The organism is Pseudomonas sp. GM55, assembly GCF_000282395.1.
GTDB classification, from domain to species: Bacteria; Pseudomonadota; Gammaproteobacteria; order Pseudomonadales; family Pseudomonadaceae; genus Aquipseudomonas; species Aquipseudomonas fluorescens_CC.
The window spans coordinates 50,951-69,769 of record NZ_AKJJ01000080.1; the positions used below are offsets into that span (position 1 = coordinate 50,951).

The following is an 18,819-nucleotide window of genomic DNA, read 5'->3' on the forward strand; positions in this document are numbered from 1 at the left end:
GCTCCGGTCGCACGCCTGATATACAGATAAGTCCTGAAACGATGGCCCTACTGCAGATCGCCGAACCCGGCCAAAGTCCTCAACCGCACCAGCGTCGCCTGGCTGTGGGGATCGACTTGGGCACTACCAATTCGCTGGTCGCTGCGTTGCGCAGTGGTCTTTCCGAACCTCTGGCTGACGCAGAAGGGCGGGTCATCCTGCCGTCTGCCGTGCGCTACCACGCCGATCGCGTCGAGGTGGGCGAATCCGCCAAGCTGGCTGCCGCCACCGATCCCTTGAACACAGTGCTGTCGGTCAAGCGCTTGATGGGGCGTGGTCTGTCCGACGTCAAGCAGCTTGGTGATCAGTTGCCATACCGCTTTGTCGATGGCGAGTCGCACATGCCGTTCATCGACACGATCCAGGGCCCGAAAAGCCCGGTCGAAGTCTCTGCCGATATTCTCAAGGTTCTGCGTCAGCGTGCCGAAGCCACCCTCGGTGGTGAGCTGGTAGGCGCGGTAATCACCGTTCCGGCCTATTTCGACGACGCTCAGCGTCAAGCCACCAAGGATGCGGCCAAACTGGCCGGCCTGAATGTGCTGCGTTTGCTCAACGAGCCGACTGCGGCGGCGGTGGCTTATGGTCTGGACCAGCACGCCGAAGGCCTGGTCGCCATTTATGACCTGGGCGGCGGCACCTTCGATATTTCGATTCTGCGACTGACCGGCGGTGTGTTCGAAGTCCTGGCCACCGGCGGCGACAGCGCCCTGGGCGGCGATGACTTCGATCACGCGATCGCTGGCTGGATTATCGAGGGCGCCGGCTTGTCCGCCGACCTCGATCCAGGCGTGCAGCGCAACTTGCTGCAAACCGCCTGTGCCGCCAAGGAAGCCCTGACCAATGCCGCGTCGGTTGAAGTCGCTTATGGCACCTGGAAAGCCGAGCTGACCCGTGAAGCCTTCAATGCGCTGATCGAGCCGATGGTCGCCCGCAGCCTGAAAGCCTGCCGTCGTGCGGTGCGTGATTCCGCTATCGAGCTGGAAGACGTGCACGCCGTGGTCATGGTCGGAGGTTCGACTCGCGTTCCTCGCGTTCGCGAAGCCGTCGCCGAAGCCTTCGGTCGCCAGCCGCTGACTGAAATCGACCCGGATCAAGTGGTGGCCATTGGTGCTGCGATCCAGGCCGATACCCTGGCCGGCAACAAGCGTGACGGCAGCGAACTGCTGTTGCTGGACGTGATTCCGCTGTCCCTGGGTCTGGAGACCATGGGCGGCCTGATGGAGAAGGTGATTCCGCGCAATACCACCATCCCCGTTGCCCGCGCCCAGGACTTCACCACTTATAAAGATGGCCAGTCGGCCATGGCCATCCACGTATTGCAGGGCGAGCGTGAGCTGATCAGCGACTGCCGCTCCCTGGCGCGCTTCGAATTGCGCGGTATTCCGGCGATGGTGGCCGGCGCGGCGAAGATTCGCGTGACCTTCCAGGTCGATGCCGACGGTCTGCTGAGTGTTTCGGCCCGCGAACTGGGTTCGGGCGTCGAAGCCAGCATTCAGGTAAAGCCATCCTACGGCCTGACCGACGGCGAAATCGCCAAAATGCTCAAGGACTCGTTCCAGCACGCCAATGACGACAAGGTTGCCCGAGTGTTGCGCGAACAGCAGGTCGACGCCCAGCGCCTGATCGAAGCAGTGCAGGCTGCTCTGGTGGCTGATGGCGAGCGTCTGCTCGACGCCGATGAGCGCATGGTCATCGAGCTGCAGGTGCAGGAATTGACCGAACTGATGAAAGGTACCGATGGTTACGCCATCGAGCAGCAGACCAAGCGTCTGTCGCAAGTGACCGACGCCTTTGCTGCCCGCCGCCTGGACTCGACGGTGAAAGCCGCGCTGGCGGGGCGCAACCTGAATGAGATTGAGGAATAACGATGCCGCAGGTCATTTTTCTGCCACACGAGAAGTTCTGCCCCGAAGGCATGGTTGTGGAGGCTGAGACGGGTGTGTCCATCCTCGAGCTGGCTCATGAGCACCATATCGAGATGGAAAGTGCCTGTGGTGGCGTCTGTGCGTGCACCACTTGTCACTGCATCATCCGCGAGGGTTTCGACTCGCTGGAGGAGGCCGATGAGCTGGAAGAAGACTATCTTGACAAGGCCTGGGGGCTGGAAGCCCAGTCGCGCCTGGGCTGTCAGGCCAAGGTCGGGACTGAAGACCTGACCGTTGAAATTCCGAAATACTCGCTCAACCATGCAGCCGAAGCGCCGCACTGATTCAAGGAGCTTTCATGAGCCTGAAATGGGTTGATGTGCTGGAAATCGCGATCCAGTTGGCTGAGTCAAAGCCGGATGTGGACCCGCGTTACGTGAACTTCGTCGATCTGCACCAGTGGGTGCTGGCATTGCCGGAGTTCAGTGATGATCCGAACCGCGGTGGCGAGAAGGTGCTTGAAGCCATTCAGGCCGCCTGGATCGAAGAAGCAGACTGAGTCTGCACCGTACGCAGTTAGGCAATACCAAAGAACCCGCGTATAATTCGCGGGTTTAATTTTTCGTAAATTACCGTTTCTGGAGTTACACCATGGCTGTTCAACGTACTTTCTCCATCATCAAGCCTGACGCCGTTGCTAAAAACGTGATCGGCGAGATCACCACCCGTTTCGAAAAAGCAGGCCTGCGCGTTGTAGCTTCGAAACTGAAGCAACTGTCCAAAGCCGAAGCCGAAGGCTTCTACGCTGAGCACAGCGCTCGTGGTTTCTTCAACGACCTGGTTGCTTTCATGATCTCCGGTCCGGTTGTCGTTCAGGTTCTGGAAGGCGAAAACGCTATCGCTCTGAACCGTGAGCTGATGGGCGCTACCAACCCTAAAGAAGCTGCTGCCGGCACCATCCGCGCTGACTTCGCTGACTCCATCGATGCCAACGCCGTACACGGTTCGGACTCCGAAGCCGCTGCCGCTCGCGAAATCTCGTACTTCTTCGCAGCTACTGAAGTAACCACTCGCTAAGCATTGGCTTAAGAGTGAAGGTGAATCCATGACTACATCGACTGTAAAAACTAACCTGCTGGGTCTGACTCAGCTGGAAATGGAAAAATTCTTCGACTCAATCGGGGAGAAGCGTTTCCGTGCCGGTCAGGTAATGAAATGGATTCACCACTTTGGTGTCGATGATTTCGATGCCATGACGAACGTCAGCAAGGCCTTGCGCGAAAAGCTCAAGGCTGTTGCTGAAGTCCGTGGTCCGGAAGTGGTCAGCGAGGACATCTCCAGCGACGGCACCCGCAAGTGGGTGGTGCGCGTGGCGTCCGGCAGCTGCGTCGAGACCGTGTACATTCCCCAGGGCAAGCGCGGCACCTTGTGCGTTTCGTCCCAGGCAGGCTGTGCCCTGGATTGCAGTTTCTGCTCCACCGGCAAGCAAGGCTTCAACAGCAACCTCACCGCCGCCGAAGTCATCGGTCAGGTGTGGATTGCCAACAAATCCTTTGGCAGCGTCCCGGCAACCGTCGACCGTGCCATCACCAACGTGGTGATGATGGGCATGGGTGAGCCGCTGCTGAACTTCGACAACGTCGTCGCGGCCATGCATCTGATGATGGACGACCTGGGCTACGGCATTTCCAAGCGCCGTGTGACCCTGTCGACCTCCGGCGTGGTGCCGATGATCGATGAGCTCTCCAAGCACATCGACGTCTCCCTGGCGTTGTCCCTGCACGCACCGAATGACGCATTGCGTAACCAATTGGTGCCGATCAACAAGAAGTATCCGCTTAAGATGCTGCTTGAGTCGTGCCAGCGCTACATGTCGTCCCTGGGCGAAAAGCGTGTGCTGACCATCGAGTACACCTTGCTCAAGGACGTCAATGACAAGGTTGAGCACGCCGTGGAAATGATCGAGTTGCTCAAGAACATCCCGTGCAAGATCAACCTGATCCCGTTCAACCCGTTCCCGCATTCCGGGTACGAGCGTCCGAGCAACAACGCCATTCGTCGTTTCCAGGATCAGCTCCATCATGCCGGTTTCAACGTCACCGTCCGCACCACCCGTGGTGAAGACATCGACGCGGCCTGTGGTCAATTGGTAGGGCAGGTGCTGGATCGCACCCGTCGCAGCGAACGTTATATCGCCGTGCGTGAGTTGAGCGCCGACAGCGATGTTGCTTCGGGCGCTGCGAACAACAACTAAGAGAGGATCTCTATGTCCCTGCGCTTTGCGCTGCTTTTGCTGTTGGCCAGCCTGTGTGCTGGCTGTGTGCTTTCGGGCGACTACAACCCGATGAAGACCAGCAAGGGCCGTGATGAAGCGCGTGAGGCCTATGTGCAACTTGGTATCGGGTATTTGCAACAAGGTATGACCGAGCGCGCCAAGGTCCCGCTGAAAAAGGCCCTGGAACTGGATGGCGCCGACCCTGATGCCAACGCGGCGCTGGGGCTGGTGTTCCAGGCGGAAATGGAGCCGGAACTGGCCGACGAGCATTTTCGCAAGGCACTGTCTTCCCGTCCCGCCGATGCACGATTCCTCAATAATTACGGCAGTTTTCTGTTCGAGCAGAAGCGTTACAAGGAAGCCTACGAGCGCTTTGAACAAGCCGCCGCCGATACCCTGTATCCTGAGCGTTCACGGGTATTCGAAAACCTCGGCATGACCGCTTCAATGCTGGGAGAGCGTGAGCTGGCGCGGCAGCAACTGGAAAAAGCCCTGCGCCTGAACCGCCAACAACCTCGCGCATTGCTGGAAATGGCTGAGTTGTCTTACGAAGACAGGCATTATGTGCCCGCGCGTGACTACTACGATCGTTTTAGCCTGCTTGCCGAGCAAAATGCACGTAGTCTATTGCTCGGCGTTCGGCTGGCAAAAGTGTTTGAAGATCGCGACAAGGCCGCCAGTAAAGGCCTGCAACTAAAACGACTCTATCCCGGTACACCGGAATATCAGCAATACCTGTCGGAGCAATGATGAAAGCGGCGCATCCCGAAGTTGTAGCAGCGAATCGCGTTAACCCCGGTGAGACTTTGCGCCAGGCTCGCGAAAGCAATGGCTGGTCGCTGGCCGAAGTGGCCCTCAAGCTCAACCTCACCACCACTTCCCTGAGCAATCTGGAAGCCGGCGCTTTCGACAAGCTGCCTGGGCATACCTTCGCCCGTGGTTACATTCGTGCCTACGCCAAGTTGCTCGGCATGGACCAGGCGGTTCTGGTCCAGCAGTTCGATCAATCCACCGGTACCGATTCCCAGGGCAGCAGTGTTCACAGTCTGGGTCGTATCGAAGAACCGGTCCGGGTTTCCCACACCATTTTGCGAATTGTCAGCCTGCTGTTGCTGATCGCGGTGATCGGTGGCGGTTTTGTCTGGTGGCAGGACCAGACCTCGATGCGCACCAAGGATCTGGTTGGTCTGGCACCGGAGCACGTTGAAGTCGAAGGCGCCGACGGTACGACACAGATTCATCCGCTGGACGAGCCGGAAGACCAGGCCGTCGCGGAAGGCCAGACCGAAGGCGGAACCGCCCTCGCGCTGCCACAGGCCGACGCTCCGGCTGAAGCACCGGTGGAGGCTCAGGCGACTGCGCCAGCCACCCCGGCAGCGCCAGCCACAGCCGCCGCACCCGCTCACAATTCAGCACCAGTCGTCGCAGCACCAGTGACCCCGGCAACTCCGGCCCCGGCTGCTCCTGCCATCCTGGCCCCGGTGGTGACTGCACCGGTAGCTCCTGCCGCTCCGGCTCCTGCTCCAGCGGTAACCGCGCCGGTAGCCGGTCAAGGCCAGGTTCAGCTGCAGTTCACCGCCGATTGCTGGACACAAGTGACCGACGGTAACGGCAAGGTGCTGTTCAGCGGTCTCAAACGCAAAGGCGACAGCCTGGCAGTCAATGGCAAACCACCGTTTGCCGTGCGTCTGGGCTTTGCCCGCGGCGCTCAGGTCAGCTACAACGGCCAGCCGGTTGATGTCGCTCCGTTCACCAGTGGCGAGACTGCTCGCCTGAAGTTGGGTCAATAAGTCATGCACGGCGAATCTCCAATCAAACGTCGCGAATCTCGCAAGATCTGGGTCGGTAACGTGCCTGTTGGCGGCGATGCGCCTATCGCTGTGCAGAGCATGACCAACAGCGACACCAACGATGTCGCGGCCACTGTCGCGCAAATCAACCGCCTTGAAGCGGCCGGCGTCGATATCGTGCGGGTGTCCGTACCGGACATGGACGCCGCCGAAGCCTTCGGCAAGATCAAGCAGCTGGTCAAAGTGCCCCTGGTTGCCGACATCCACTTCGACTACCGGATCGCGTTGCGCGTAGCCGAACTGGGTGTTGATTGCCTGCGGATCAACCCGGGCAACATCGGCCGCGAAGACCGGGTGCGCGCCGTGGTCGATGCCGCCCGTGACCGCGGGATCCCGATCCGTATCGGCGTGAACGCCGGTTCCCTGGAAAAAGACCTGCAAAAGAAATACGGCGAGCCGACCCCGGCGGCGCTGGTCGAGTCGGCTTTGCGTCACGTCGAGCACCTCGAACGCCTGAACTTCCAGGACTTCAAGGTCAGCGTGAAAGCGTCCGACGTGTTCATGGCCGTCGAAGCGTATCGCCTGCTGGCCAAGGAAATCGTCCAGCCGCTGCACCTGGGCATCACTGAAGCCGGTGGTTTGCGTTCCGGCACGGTGAAATCTGCCGTGGGCCTCGGTATGCTGCTCGCCGAAGGGATTGGCGATACTATCCGCATCTCGTTGGCGGCCGACCCGGTCGAGGAAGTGAAAGTCGGCTACGACATTCTCAAATCCCTGCACCTGCGTTCCCGTGGCATCAACTTCATCGCCTGCCCGAGCTGCTCGCGGCAGAACTTCGATGTGGTCAAGACCATGAACGAGCTGGAAGGGCGCCTCGAAGATTTGCTGGTGCCGCTGGATGTCGCGGTGATCGGTTGCGTGGTCAACGGCCCGGGTGAAGCCAAGGAAGCCCACATCGGCTTGACCGGTGGCACGCCGAACCTGATTTACATCGACGGCAAGCCGTCGCAGAAACTGACGAATGACAATCTGGTGGATGAGCTTGAACGCTTGATCCGCCAGAAAGCGGCCGAAAAGGTCGAAGCTGACGCTGCCGTCATTGCGCGTGGCTGATCGAACGAATTAAGGAATTTAAGTGAGCAAGTCTCTGCAAGCCATTCGTGGCATGAACGACATCCTGCCCGAACAGACTCCCCTTTGGCGTCATTTCGAGAGCACCGTTTCGCGCCTGCTGGATAACTACGGTTACAAGCAGATTCGCATGCCGATCGTCGAGTTCACCGAACTGTTCAAGCGCTCCATCGGTGAAGTGACCGACATCGTCGAAAAAGAGATGTACACCTTCGACGATCGCAACGGCGACTCCCTGACCCTGCGCCCCGAAGGCACGGCGGCCTGTGTGCGCGCGGTGCTGGAGCACGGCATCACCGGCGGTGGCCAGGTGCAGAAACTCTGGTACATCGGCCCGATGTTCCGCCACGAGCGTCCGCAGAAAGGCCGTTATCGCCAGTTCCACCAGATCGGTGTCGAAGTGTTCAACCTCGACGGTCCGGACATCGACGCCGAACTGATCGTATTGACCTGGCGCCTGTGGGGCGAACTGGGCATTCGCGATGCGGTAAAACTCGAGCTCAACAGCCTGGGCACCAGCGAGTCCCGTGGCCGTTATCGCGAAGCGCTGGTCGAGTTCCTGTCGGGACACATGGACAAGCTGGACGAAGACAGCCAGCGTCGCCTGAAGACCAACCCGCTGCGCGTTCTCGATACCAAGAACGCTGACACTCAAGCGATTCTTGTCGATGCGCCGAAAATGGCCGACTACCTCGACGAAGAATCCCGCGTGCATTTCGAGGGCCTCAAGGCTCGCCTGGACGCCGCCGGCATTCCTTACGTGATCAACCCGAAGCTGGTTCGCGGGCTGGATTACTACAGCAAGACCGTTTTCGAATGGGTCACCGACAAACTCGGCGCCCAGGGCACCGTCTGCGCTGGCGGCCGTTATGACGGTCTGGTGGAGCAGATGGGCGGCAAGCCGACCGCCGGCGTTGGTTTTGCCATGGGCATCGAACGCCTGGTGCTGTTGCTGGAAACCCTGGAGCAGATCCCGGAAGAGATCTCCCGTCAGGTCGACGTTTACCTCTGTGCCTTCGGTGAAGCCGCCGAACTCGCCGGCCTGACCCTGGCGGAGCGCGTTCGTGATCAGTTGCCCAACCTGCGCCTGCAAGTGAATGCCGGTGCCGGCAGTTTCAAAAGCCAGTTCAAGAAAGCCGACAAGAGCGGGGCACTGTATGCGCTGATCCTCGGTGACGACGAAATGGCCCAGCAAGTGGTAGGTTTCAAACCCCTGCGTGGCCAGGGCGAACAACAAAGCATTGCCTGGGATGCGCTTGCAGCACACCTGGCCACCTGCGTCGTGCAGGGTTGAAGCTGTCTAAGCAGCCGAATTAGCGATTAAGGAGTATTGGGGTGTCGAGTACCGAAGACGAACATGTGGCGGAATTGAAGGAATGGTGGTCACGCAACGGTAAGCCCCTGGTTACTGGCGGCCTGTTTGCGCTGGTCATCGTGTTCGGCTGGCAGGCGTTCCACAAGTATCAGAGCAATCAGTCGCAAGGCGCCTCGATTCTCTATCAGCAATTGCTCGAAACCACGCTGACGCCTGACGGCAAACCTGATGCGGCCCGTGTTTCGGACCTGGCCGGCAAGCTCAACAGCGAGTTCGGCGGCAGCGCCTATGCGCAGTACGGCAGCCTGTTCGTCGCCAAAGTGGCGGTTGACAGCGGCAAGCTGGACGACGCGGCCAGCGAGCTGAAAGCCATCGTCGACAAGCCGGCCAACCCGGCGCTGGGCGAAATCGCCCGTCAGCGTCTGGCCCAGGTACTCGGTGCGCAGAACAAGGCCGACGAAGCACTGAAGCTGCTTGAAGGCGATGCCGACAAGGCATTCCTGGCCACTCGCGAAGAGCTCAAGGGCGACCTGCTGGTGCAGTTGGGTCGTATTGATGAGGCGAGCGCGGCGTATCAAAAAGCCAAGGCGGCGCTGTCGGATGAAGCGGCGGTCGGTGGCCTGCAAATCAAGCTGGACGACCTGGCCAAAGGGGATGCGTGACGTGATTCGTTGGAAACATGCAGCATTGCTGGCTCTGGCCTTGATGGCCGCGGGTTGCAGCAGCAACAGCAAAAAAGAACTGCCGCCGGCCGAACTGGTCGACTTCAAGGAAGAAGTGGTTCTGCACAAGCAGTGGAGTCGTTCGATCGGTGACGGTCAGGGCGAAACCTACAACATGCTGGTTCCGGCCATCGATGGCGATACCATCTATGCCGCCGACGTCACTGGCGTGTTGATGGCGATGGACCGCAACACAGGCGACGTCAAATGGAAGAAAGATCTTGAGCTGCCTGTCTCCGGCGCCGTTGGCGTAGCTTACGGTCTGGTCACCATCGGTACGCTCAAGGGTGAAATCGTTGCCCTGGACGCCATCAATGGTGAAGAAAAGTGGCGCGCTCGCGTGTCCAGCGAAGTACTGGCACCGCCAGCCAACAACGGTGACGTTGTGGTGGTGCAGACTCAGGACGATCGCCTGATCGGCCTGGATGCTTCCACCGGCAATCGTCGCTGGATCTATGACAGCACCCCTGCGGTCCTGACCCTGCGTGGCACCAGTGCGCCGATCGTGACCAACCGCCTGGCGGTGGCTGGCCTGTCGACCGGTAAAGTGGTTGCCGTGGATATCTCCAACGGCGTACCGGTGTGGGAACAGCGCGTAGCGATCCCGCAAGGTCGCTCGGAGCTGGAGCGCGTGGTCGATATCGACGGTGGCTTGCTGCTGTCGGGTGAGACGCTGTACGTCGCCAGCTATCAGGGGCGCGTTGCCGCTCTGGACCTGCAAAGCGGCCGTCAGCTCTGGCAGCGTGATGCCTCCAGCTACGCCGGTGTCGCCCAGGGTTTTGGCACCGTTTATGTGAGCCTGTCTTCGGGTACCGTTGAAGGCGTCGACGAGCGTTCCACCACAGCCTTGTGGAGCAACGATTCGCTGGTCCGTCGTCAACTGTCGGCCCCGGAAGTGTTCTCCAGCTACGTTGCAGTCGGTGACCTGGAAGGTTACCTGCACCTGCTGAGTCAGGTGGACGGTCGTTTCGTCGGCCGCGAGCGCATCGACAGCGACGGCCTGCGTGCCCGTCCGCTGGTGGTGGGTGACACGATTTATGTGTATGGCAACAGCGGCAAACTGGAAGCCCTGACCATTAAGTAAAGGTTTGACTATGCTTGGGGTTAATCCCCCAGGCTGCTTCACTTGTAGGAGCGAGCTTGCTCGCGATGGACGTCAACGAATACGTTTGCTGTCTGAATAAACGCGGTGTTTTTGCGTTTTTCGCGAGCAATCGAGCGTCGACCGGCTGCTCCTACAGTGTTGCCCCGAGCACCAGCCGCTGCCTCGCAGCGGCTTTTGTATTTTCTGAAATAACGAAGTGGAGAGCCGCATGGTTCCCGTAATCGCCCTGGTGGGCCGACCCAACGTCGGCAAGTCCACCTTGTTCAACCGCCTGACCAGGACTCGTGACGCCATCGTTGGCGACTTGTCCGGTCTGACCCGTGATCGCCAGTACGGTGAGGCCAAGTGGCAAGGGCGTTCCTACATTCTGATCGACACCGGCGGTATCTCCGGTGACGAGCATGGTATGGACGAAAAGATGGCCGAGCAGTCGCTGCTGGCCATCGAAGAAGCGGATGTCGTTCTGTTCCTGGTAGATGCCAAGGCCGGTTTCACCGCCGCCGACCAGATGATCGCCGAGCATTTGCGCAAACGTAACAAGCGCTCTCACGTGGTGGCCAACAAGGTCGACAACATCGACCCGGAAATGGCCCGCGCCGAATTCGCTCCGTTGGGCATGGGCCATGCGATCCCGATCGCCGGCGCCCACGGCCGTGGTATCACCCAGTTGCTGGAAGCGGCACTGAGTGAATTCCCGCGAGACGATGACGAGCCGCAGGAAGGCGAAGAGGAAGAGATCGTCGCCGAAGGCGAGGAAGCCAAGCGCATTCCTGGCCCAAGCGAAAAAGACGGGATCAAGATCGCGATCATCGGCCGTCCGAACGTCGGCAAGTCGACGCTGGTCAACCGCATGCTTGGTGAAGACCGGGTAATCGTCTACGACCAACCCGGCACCACCCGCGACAGTATCTACATCCCGTTCGAGCGCAACGACGAGAAGTACACGCTGATCGACACCGCCGGTGTGCGCAAGCGCGGCAAGATCCACGAAGAAGTCGAAAAGTTCTCCGTGGTCAAAACCCTGCAAGCGATCAAAGACGCCAACGTGGTGATCTTCGTGATGGACGCCCGCGAAGGCGTGGTGGATCACGATCTCAACCTGCTGGGCTTTGCCCTTGAAGCCGGTCGTGCGTTGGTCATCGCGATCAACAAGTGGGACGGCATGACGCCGAGCGAGCGCGACTTCGTGAAGGTCGAGTTGCAGCGTCGTCTGTTTTTCGTCGACTTCGCCGACATCCACTTCATCTCGGCCCTGCACGGCACTGGCGTGGGCAACCTCTACGCGTCGGTACAGAACTCGTTCAAGTCTGCGGTTACCCGTTGGCCGACCAGCCGACTGACCCAGATCCTGGAAGACGCGGTCAGCGAGCACCAGCCGCCGATGGTCAACAGCCGCCGGATCAAGCTGCGTTATGCCCACCTCGGTGGCGCGAACCCGCCGATCATCGTGATCCACGGCAACCAGATCGAGAAGGTGCCGAAGTCCTACGTGCGTTACCTGGAAAACACCTATCGCCGTGTCCTGAAGCTGGTCGGTACGCCGATCCGCATCGAGTTCAAGGGCGGTGAGAACCCGTACGAAGGAAACAAGAACACGCTCACCGACCGCCAGGTCAACAAGAAGCGTCGTTTGATGTCGCACCACAAGAAGGCCGACAAGAAGCGTCGCGACAAACGCTGATTCAAGGCTTTCCCGGCTCCTGTGGGAGCGGGCTTGCCCGCGATGGCAGCGCCGCGGTGTATCAGGTGCACCGTGTTATCGTTCATCGCGGGCAAGCCACGCTCCCACAGGGGCGGAGTTGAACAAAGGGCGCTGTTAGCGCCCTTTTTCATGCCTGCCGTTTGGGCTATCCTCGGACTCCCCCGCGCCGCCGTAGAGCCGGGTGTAGAGCAGGGAACCACCGATGATCACCAGCAAGCTGCCGAATGTCGGCATCACTATTTTCACCCAGATGTCTCAGCTCGCGGCACAGACCGGCGCGCTCAATCTGTCCCAGGGCTTTCCCGATTTCGCGGCCCCGCAGGCCCTGTGCGATGCGGTCGGCCGGCATATCGCCAACGGCCATAATCAATATTCGCCAATGACCGGGCTGCCGGTGTTGCGTCAGCAGATTGCGCTGAAGATCGCCCGCAGCTATGGCGCGCAAGTGGATGTGGATACTGAAGTGACGGTCACCCCTGGCGCGACCGAAGCGATTTTCTGTGCCATTCAGGCGGTTATCCACAGCGGCGACGAAGTCATCGTGTTTGACCCGGCCTATGACAGCTACGAGCCCTCGGTAGAGCTGGCCGGCGGTCGTTGCGTGCACGTGCAACTGGGGCTGAACGATTTCAGTATCGACTTCGAGAAGCTTGCCAAGGCAATGAGCCCACGCACGCGGATGATCATTCTCAACAGCCCGCACAACCCTAGTGGTGCGTTGATCAGCCGTGCCGAACTCGACCAGTTGGCGGCGTTGATCCGTGATCGCGATATCTATTTGATCAGCGACGAAGTCTACGAGCACCTGGTTTATGACGGCGTGCCCCACGTCAGCGTGCTGGCCCATGAAGAGCTGTACCAGCGTGCATTTGTGGTCAGCTCGTTCGGCAAGACCTACCACGTCACCGGCTGGAAAACCGGCTACGTGATCGCACCACCGGCCCTGACGGCGGAATTGCGCAAGGTGCACCAGTACGTCAATTTCTGTGGTGTGACGCCGCTGCAATATGCGTTGGCTGACTTCATGGCCGAACACCCGGAACACGTCGAAGAGCTGCCGGGTTTCTATCAGGCCAAGCGTGATCTGTTCTGCGATCTGCTTGCGCCGTCGCGTTTCAGTTTCACCCGGGTGACCGGCACCTATTTCCAGTTGGTCGATTACTCGCAGATCCGCCCGGACCTCAATGACGTCGAGATGGCCCTGTGGATGACTCGCGAGCATGGCGTGGCCAGCATCCCGATTTCGGTGTTCTACCAGACGCCGCCAGAGGGCCAGCGCCTGGTGCGGCTGTGCTTTGCCAAGCGTGAGGAGACCCTGCGTGAAGCAGCGGAAAAGCTATGCGTGATCTGAGTGCATTGCCGAAACTGACCGTTGCGCTGATTCAGACCACGCTGGCCTGGCACGACCGCCAAGCCAACCTGGAGCATTTCGAGCCATTGCTGGAACAGGCTCGCGGCGCTGACCTGATCATTCTGCCGGAGATGTTCACTACCGGTTTTTCCATGGAGTCCGAGACCCTCGCGGAAGCGGAAAACGGGCCGACCAGCAAGTGGCTGCGTGCTCAGGCGGCAAAGCTTGATGCGGTGATTACCGGCAGCGTGATCATCCAGGCAGCCGACGGCAGTCATCGCAATCGCCTGCTGTGGGCGCGCCCGGATGGCGAGGTGTTGCATTACGACAAGCGTCACCTGTTCCGCATGGCCGGTGAGCATCACCACTACACCCCCGGCGAGCGCCAGGTGCAGTTCGAACTCAAGGGCTGGCGCGTGCGGCCGCTGATTTGCTACGACTTGCGCTTCCCGGTGTGGAGTCGTGACGCTCAGGACACAGACCTGCTGCTGTACACCGCCAATTGGCCCGGCGCCCGGCGCCAGCACTGGAATCGCTTGCTGCCTGCGCGAGCGATCGAGAACCTGTGCTACGTGGCGGCGGTGAACCGTATCGGGACCGATGGCAAAGGTTTTGCCTATACAGGTGACAGCCAGGTGCTGGATTTCCAGGGTGAAACGTTGCTCAGTGTTGGCGAGGCGGATGGGGTGTTCAAGGTGACTTTGGATGCGGTGGAGCTGGCGGCGTATCGGCAGCGGTTTCCGGCGAACCTGGATGCCGATACCTTCGAGTTCACCTAGTTTTTCGGCGCCTGACAGGACCTCTTCGCGGGCAAGCCCGCTCCCACAGGGTATGTGGGTGTACACAAAACTTGTGTTCGCAACGGTCAACTGTGGGAGCGGGCTTGCCCGCGAAGGGGCCGGTTCAGACAATAAAAAACAAGCAGGCAAAAAAAGGCCCCGAGGTTCACACCCCGGGGCCTTTTGTATTTCAGCGGTGGCTTACGCCGCTTTCGCTTCCGGCTGGCTCAGCGAACGGTTCAGTGCGCTGAACAGGGCCTTGAAGCTGGCGGTAGTGATGTTTTCGTCGATGCCGACGCCATGCACCGCACGTTCGCCGTTCACGCGCAGTTCAATGTAGGCCGCGGCCTTGGCATTGGTGCCCGCGCCGATGGCGTGCTCGTTGTAGTCCATGATTTCCACCGGTACCGGCAGGCCGGCCACGAGCGCTTCCAGGGCGCCGTTGCCCTTGCCGCGCCAGTGCAGGTTGGTCTCGCCCTGGCCTTTGCTGGCCACTTCCACTTCAACGGAGCTGTGGCCGTTTTCTTCCTGCAGGCGATGGCTGACCAGCGCGTACGGGGTGTTGGCCTGCAAGTACTCGCTGTGCAGCAATGCGTGGATTTGCTGGGCGGTCATTTCCAGGCCCAGGCGGTCGGTTTCACGCTGTACGACCTGGCTGAACTCGATCTGCATGCGACGCGGCAGGCTGATGCCATATTCCTGTTCCAGGAGGTAGGCGATACCACCCTTGCCCGACTGGCTGTTGACGCGGATGACCGCCTCGTAGCTGCGGCCGATGTCGGCCGGGTCGATTGGCAGGTACGGTACTTCCCACAGGGCATCAGATTTCTGCTGGGCGAAGCCCTTGCGGATCGCGTCCTGGTGGGAGCCGGAGAATGCGGTGTGTACCAGATCGCCAACGTACGGGTGACGCGGGTGCACCTGGATCTGGTTGCACTCTTCGACGACCTTGCGCACGCCATCGATGTCGGAGAAGTCCAGCTGAGGGTCAAGGCCTTGGGTGTACATGTTCAGGGCGACGGTCACCAGATCGACGTTACCGGTACGCTCGCCGTTGCCGAACAGGCAACCTTCGACGCGGTCGGCGCCGGCCATCAGGCCCAGCTCGGTGGCGGCAACGCCGGTGCCACGGTCGTTGTGGGTGTGCAGGCTGATGATCACGCTGTCACGACGGTTGATGTGACGGCCAAACCATTCGATCTGGTCGGCATAGATGTTCGGGGTCGCGCATTCCACCGTGGCCGGCAGGTTGAGGATCATCTTGTGCTCGGGCGTCGGGTTCCAGACTTCGATCACCGCGTCGCAGACTTCCTTGGCGAACTCAAGCTCGGTGGCACTGAAGGTTTCCGGCGAGTACTCGAAGGTCCACTCGGTTTCAGGCTGCATCGCGGCATATTTGACGAACAGCTTGGCCGCGCTCACGGCGATGGCCTTGACCCCGTCTTTGTCCTGGTTGAAGACAATGCGGCGGAAGGAAGGGGAAGTCGCGTTGTACAGGTGAACGATGGCTTTCTTCGCGCCGCGCAGGGATTCGAAGGTGCGCGCGATCAGGTCTTCACGGCCCTGGGTCAGCACCTGAATGGTGGTGTCGTCCGGGATGTGGTTGCCTTCGATCAGGGTGCGAACGAAGTCGAAGTCGGTTTGCGAGGCGGCCGGGAACGACGCTTCGATTTCCTTCACGCCTACCTGCACGAGGGTTTTCCAGAAGCGCAGCTTCTTGACGGCGTCCATCGGTTCGATCAGCGACTGGTTGCCGTCGCGCAGGTCGGAACTGCACCAGATCGGCGCGGCGGTGATGGTTTTCGATGGCCAGGTGCGATCCGGAATGTCGATGGTCGGGAACGCGCGGTATTTCGAAGACGGGTCTTTGAGCATGCTCATCAGGAAATCCTTATTGTGTGGGCCGAAAGAAGGCGGCCTGCCGGTGGATCAAAAGTTCTTGGAGTAACGCTTGGGACGAGGCACCACGATTCAGCCCGGCAGTCGTGCGCTGACGAGGCACAGGCTGCAGTGCTGGCGGAGCTGAATGTGGGTGTGAGAGGTTTTCATGCCTTCAACCCTAACCGCGGGGGTGAAGGTTGGCAAGCAGTCGAAAAAAATTGAGAGAAATACTCGTGAGCGAGTGTTTATCGAGATTTTATTGCTTCAAATGGTTGCGATGATCTTGTTTTTTGCGCGAGGTTTGAGTGGTGCGCAATTGAGTAAAGCAGGATTTCGGGAGTGCGAGGTTGGGGGCAGCCTTAGGCTTTCTGGTGACTGCAATGCCGCCTTCGCGGGCAAGCCCGCTCCCACAGGTTTTTTGCTGTGAACACAAATGTTGTGGACACCGCCGGACACTGTGGGAGCGGCGGTGCGACGATTCGACTTGCCCGCGATGAGGCCTTCAGTCTCACCAAAGACTCAAGGCTGGAATGCACCAATAAAGATGGCCGGATCCACCCGCGCATCATTCAGACTGATGTTCCAGTGCATATGCGGTCCGGTGGCGCGGCCGGTTGCACCGACTTTCCCGACCACAGCACCCCGAGCCAGTGGCTGCCCCATCTTCACGTCGATTTTCGACATGTGGCAAAACATGCTGATGAAGCCCTGGCCGTGGTCGACGAACACTGTGTTGCCGTTGAAGAAGTAGTTGCCGATCAGGATCACCTTGCCGGCAGCCGGGGTCTTGATCGGTGTGCCGGCCGGCACGGCGAAGTCCAGGCCAGCGTGGGGGTTGCGTTCTTCGCCGTTGAAAAAGCGACGCACGCCGAATTTGCTCGACAGTGGCCCGTTCACCGGTTTGTCCAGCAGCAGGTTACTCGGGGTATTGGGGCTGAACGTGCGGTAAGCGGCAATCTGCTCGGCCAGTTCACGCTCGATACGCTTGAGATTTTCCGGGTCTGGATTGACCTGCTGGGTGTTCTTCAGCGTGATGCGCTGTTCCGGGTATTTCTTGTTGCCAACCATGAAATCCAGATTACGACCGCCGCTGCTGACCGATTGAGCCCCCGGCTTGACCGTCAGCGGCACACCGACGATGGCCAGCCAGTTGTTCTGTTCCTTTACGACCAGGACCGGTTTGCCTTGATAAGTGGCTTTTGGTGCCTGGGCAGACGTGCCCAGGTCCACCACCGCAACGCCGCCCGGCACCGGTTTGTTCAGCAGGCGGGTGATGTAGCTGTCGGCGTGGGCGTTGACGGTCAGGCACAGCAACAGCAATGGAGCGAGGAAGCGCGGCATGGATCAATCCAGTAAAGATAGGGTGACAGGCGTCAGGTGATTGTCTTCGACCCGCACTTGCAGTTCGCCTTCGCCCAGTTTGGCCTTCAGGCGCTGGCCAGTATGGGTTTGTGCGGCACTACGGATCGCGTTGCCGCGCTCGTCCAACAGAATGCTGTAACCACGGCCGAGGGTCGCCAGCGGGCTGACCACATGCAGTGTCTGCATCTGGCTTTGCAGTTGCAGGCGACGGTTCTTCAGCCCTTCGCGGATGGCGCGGGGCAGGCGTTCGGCCAGGCTGTCGAGGCGCTGGCGCAGCATTGCCAGTTGCCGGCCCGGATGTTGTGCGGCCAAACGGGTTTCCAGGCGGATCAAGCGTTCGCGACGGGTGTTGAGGCTGCGCTCGAAGGCGCGGCGCATGCGCATGTCCAGGTCATCCAGGCGTTGCGCTTGCTGACGCAGGCGCTCGCCGGGATGCCGCAGGCGCCGGGAAATGCCTTCCAGGCGTAGTCGATCGCGCATCAAGCGGTCACGCATGCGCATCACCAACCGGCGATGCAGGCTCTCGACCCGGCGCACCAGGTCGCTGGAATCCGGTGCCAGCAATTCGGCGGCAGCGGAAGGGGTAGGCGCGCGAACGTCGGCCACAAAGTCGCTGATTGACACGTCGGTTTCATGGCCGACGGCGCTGACGATCGGCGTCACGCAAGCATCTACGGCGCGGGCCACGGCTTCTTCGTTGAAGCACCAGAGGTCTTCCAGTGAGCCGCCGCCGCGGGCCAGGATCAACGCGTCGAAGCCGCGGGCATCCGCCAGTTTCAGGGCACGGACAATCTGTGCGGTGGCTTCGCGGCCTTGTACGGCAGTGGGGATCAGCGTCAACTGCACCTGGGGGGCGCGACGGCGGAATACGCTGATGATGTCGCGGATCACTGCCCCGGTGGGCGAACTGATGATACCGATGCGTTGCGGGTGCGCCGGCAGCGGGACCTTGCGCTCGGCACTGAACAGACCTTCGGCGCTGAGTTTTTCCTTCAAGGCATCGAAGGCCAGGCGCAGCGCGCCGTCGCCGGCCGGCTCCACGGTGTCGAGGATCAGTTGATAATCGCCGCGCCCTTCGAACAGCGAGACTTTGCCGCGCACCTTGACCGCGAGCCCGTCCTTCAATGCCTGGCGAACCCGTGCCGCGTTCTGCCGAAACAGCGCACAACGGACCTGGGCGCCGCTGTCCTTGAGGGTGAAGTACACATGGCCGGAAGCCGGGCGGGCGAGGTTGGAGATTTCGCCTTCGACCCAGATGTTGCTGAACACGTCTTCGAGCAACACCCGCGCACGGCCGTTGAGCTGGCTGACGGTCAGGACTTCGCGGTCCAGGCCGAGTCTTGCAAAGGGATCTTTAATCATGGGGCGCAGTTTAAAGGTAATTCCATTGTGGGAGCGAGCCTGCACGCGAATACGGTTTAACATTCAGTACCTGCATCGACTGATGCTTAGCATTCGCGAGCAGGCTCACTCCCACGGGGGGAGGGTGTATTCAGGGAAGG

General features: G+C 60.3%; 18 protein-coding genes. 15 read left to right on the forward strand and 3 right to left on the reverse strand.

All coding sequences use genetic code 11. The annotated features are described in order from the left end of the window. Positions 1-41 precede the first annotated feature (41 nt). The 14 genes from hscA to PMI31_RS20540 all read left to right on the forward strand — a co-directional run bounded on the left by hscA (position 42) and on the right by PMI31_RS20540 (position 14,074). A complete protein-coding gene (hscA, locus tag PMI31_RS20475) occupies positions 42-1,904 on the forward strand; it encodes a Fe-S protein assembly chaperone HscA (protein ID WP_008020257.1) in 1,863 nt (620 codons plus the stop codon). Positions 1,905-1,906: 2 nt separating this feature from the next. Next, positions 1,907-2,248: an ISC system 2Fe-2S type ferredoxin gene (gene fdx, locus PMI31_RS20480; protein WP_008020258.1), complete on the forward strand. Its 342-nt coding sequence runs from the start codon at positions 1,907-1,909 to the stop codon at positions 2,246-2,248. A 14-nt stretch (positions 2,249-2,262) separates the two neighbouring features. Continuing rightward, the gene (gene iscX, locus PMI31_RS20485) at positions 2,263-2,463 is read left to right on the forward strand and encodes a Fe-S cluster assembly protein IscX (protein ID WP_008020259.1); all 201 of its coding nucleotides are present in this window, start codon (positions 2,263-2,265) and stop codon (positions 2,461-2,463) included. A gap of 92 nt (positions 2,464-2,555) precedes the next feature. Beyond that, positions 2,556-2,981 (forward strand): nucleoside-diphosphate kinase, encoded by a 426-nt coding sequence (ndk, locus tag PMI31_RS20490; RefSeq protein WP_007903599.1) that lies wholly within the window; start codon positions 2,556-2,558, stop codon positions 2,979-2,981. A 28-nt stretch (positions 2,982-3,009) separates the two neighbouring features. Continuing rightward, positions 3,010-4,158, forward strand: a complete 1,149-nt coding sequence (gene rlmN / locus PMI31_RS20495; protein WP_008020261.1) for a 23S rRNA (adenine(2503)-C(2))-methyltransferase RlmN — start codon at positions 3,010-3,012, stop codon at positions 4,156-4,158. 12 nt (positions 4,159-4,170) lie between these two features. Beyond that, positions 4,171-4,929, forward strand: coding sequence for a type IV pilus biogenesis/stability protein PilW (pilW, locus tag PMI31_RS20500; RefSeq protein ID WP_008020262.1), 759 nt, complete (start codon positions 4,171-4,173; stop codon positions 4,927-4,929). Further along, positions 4,929-5,969, forward strand: a complete 1,041-nt coding sequence (locus PMI31_RS20505) for a RodZ domain-containing protein (RefSeq protein WP_008020264.1) — start codon at positions 4,929-4,931, stop codon at positions 5,967-5,969. The genes pilW and PMI31_RS20505 overlap by 1 nt, the downstream gene beginning before the upstream one ends. Before the next feature lie 3 nt (positions 5,970-5,972). After that, complete coding sequence (gene ispG / locus PMI31_RS20510) at positions 5,973-7,082, forward strand: flavodoxin-dependent (E)-4-hydroxy-3-methylbut-2-enyl-diphosphate synthase (protein WP_003185136.1); 1,110 nt, start codon at positions 5,973-5,975, stop codon at positions 7,080-7,082. Positions 7,083-7,104: 22 nt separating this feature from the next. Further along, positions 7,105-8,394, forward strand: coding sequence for a histidine--tRNA ligase (hisS, locus tag PMI31_RS20515; protein WP_008020265.1), 1,290 nt, complete (start codon positions 7,105-7,107; stop codon positions 8,392-8,394). Positions 8,395-8,435: 41 nt separating this feature from the next. Next, positions 8,436-9,077, forward strand: coding sequence for a tetratricopeptide repeat protein (locus PMI31_RS20520; RefSeq protein WP_008020266.1), 642 nt, complete (start codon positions 8,436-8,438; stop codon positions 9,075-9,077). Beyond that, positions 9,070-10,221: an outer membrane protein assembly factor BamB gene (bamB, locus tag PMI31_RS20525; RefSeq protein ID WP_043302525.1), complete on the forward strand. Its 1,152-nt coding sequence runs from the start codon at positions 9,070-9,072 to the stop codon at positions 10,219-10,221. Before PMI31_RS20520 ends, bamB begins: the two co-directional genes overlap by 8 nt. A 229-nt stretch (positions 10,222-10,450) precedes the next feature. Further along, complete coding sequence (gene der / locus PMI31_RS20530; RefSeq protein WP_008020269.1) at positions 10,451-11,923, forward strand: ribosome biogenesis GTPase Der; 1,473 nt, start codon at positions 10,451-10,453, stop codon at positions 11,921-11,923. Between the two features lie 223 nt (positions 11,924-12,146). Continuing rightward, positions 12,147-13,295 carry a pyridoxal phosphate-dependent aminotransferase gene (locus PMI31_RS20535; RefSeq protein ID WP_008020271.1) on the forward strand — a complete coding sequence of 383 codons (1,149 nt, stop codon included), beginning with the start codon at positions 12,147-12,149 and terminating at the stop codon, positions 13,293-13,295. Then, positions 13,283-14,074, forward strand: a complete 792-nt coding sequence (locus PMI31_RS20540; RefSeq protein ID WP_008020272.1) for an amidohydrolase — start codon at positions 13,283-13,285, stop codon at positions 14,072-14,074. The genes PMI31_RS20535 and PMI31_RS20540 overlap by 13 nt, the downstream gene beginning before the upstream one ends. Before the next feature lie 201 nt (positions 14,075-14,275). Here the strand turns inward: PMI31_RS20540 and leuA are convergent, their stop codons facing one another. Beyond that, positions 14,276-15,955 carry a 2-isopropylmalate synthase gene (leuA, locus tag PMI31_RS20545; protein ID WP_008020273.1) on the reverse strand — a complete coding sequence of 560 codons (1,680 nt, stop codon included), beginning with the start codon at positions 15,953-15,955 and terminating at the stop codon, positions 14,276-14,278. A gap of 166 nt (positions 15,956-16,121) precedes the next feature. On the opposite strand from leuA, the gene PMI31_RS20550 reads away from it, so the two are divergent. Further along, positions 16,122-16,382: a hypothetical protein gene (locus PMI31_RS20550; RefSeq protein WP_008020275.1), complete on the forward strand. Its 261-nt coding sequence runs from the start codon at positions 16,122-16,124 to the stop codon at positions 16,380-16,382. 92 nt (positions 16,383-16,474) lie between these two features. Here PMI31_RS20550 and PMI31_RS20555 read toward each other — a convergent pair whose 3' ends face one another. Beyond that, positions 16,475-17,296, reverse strand: a complete 822-nt coding sequence (locus tag PMI31_RS20555) for a M23 family metallopeptidase (protein ID WP_008020277.1) — start codon at positions 17,294-17,296, stop codon at positions 16,475-16,477. A 3-nt stretch (positions 17,297-17,299) separates the two neighbouring features. Further along, on the reverse strand, positions 17,300-18,679 hold the full coding sequence (gene xseA, locus PMI31_RS20560; RefSeq protein WP_043302526.1) for an exodeoxyribonuclease VII large subunit: 1,380 nt from the start codon (positions 18,677-18,679) through the stop codon (positions 17,300-17,302). Between the last annotated feature and the right edge of the window lie 140 nt (positions 18,680-18,819).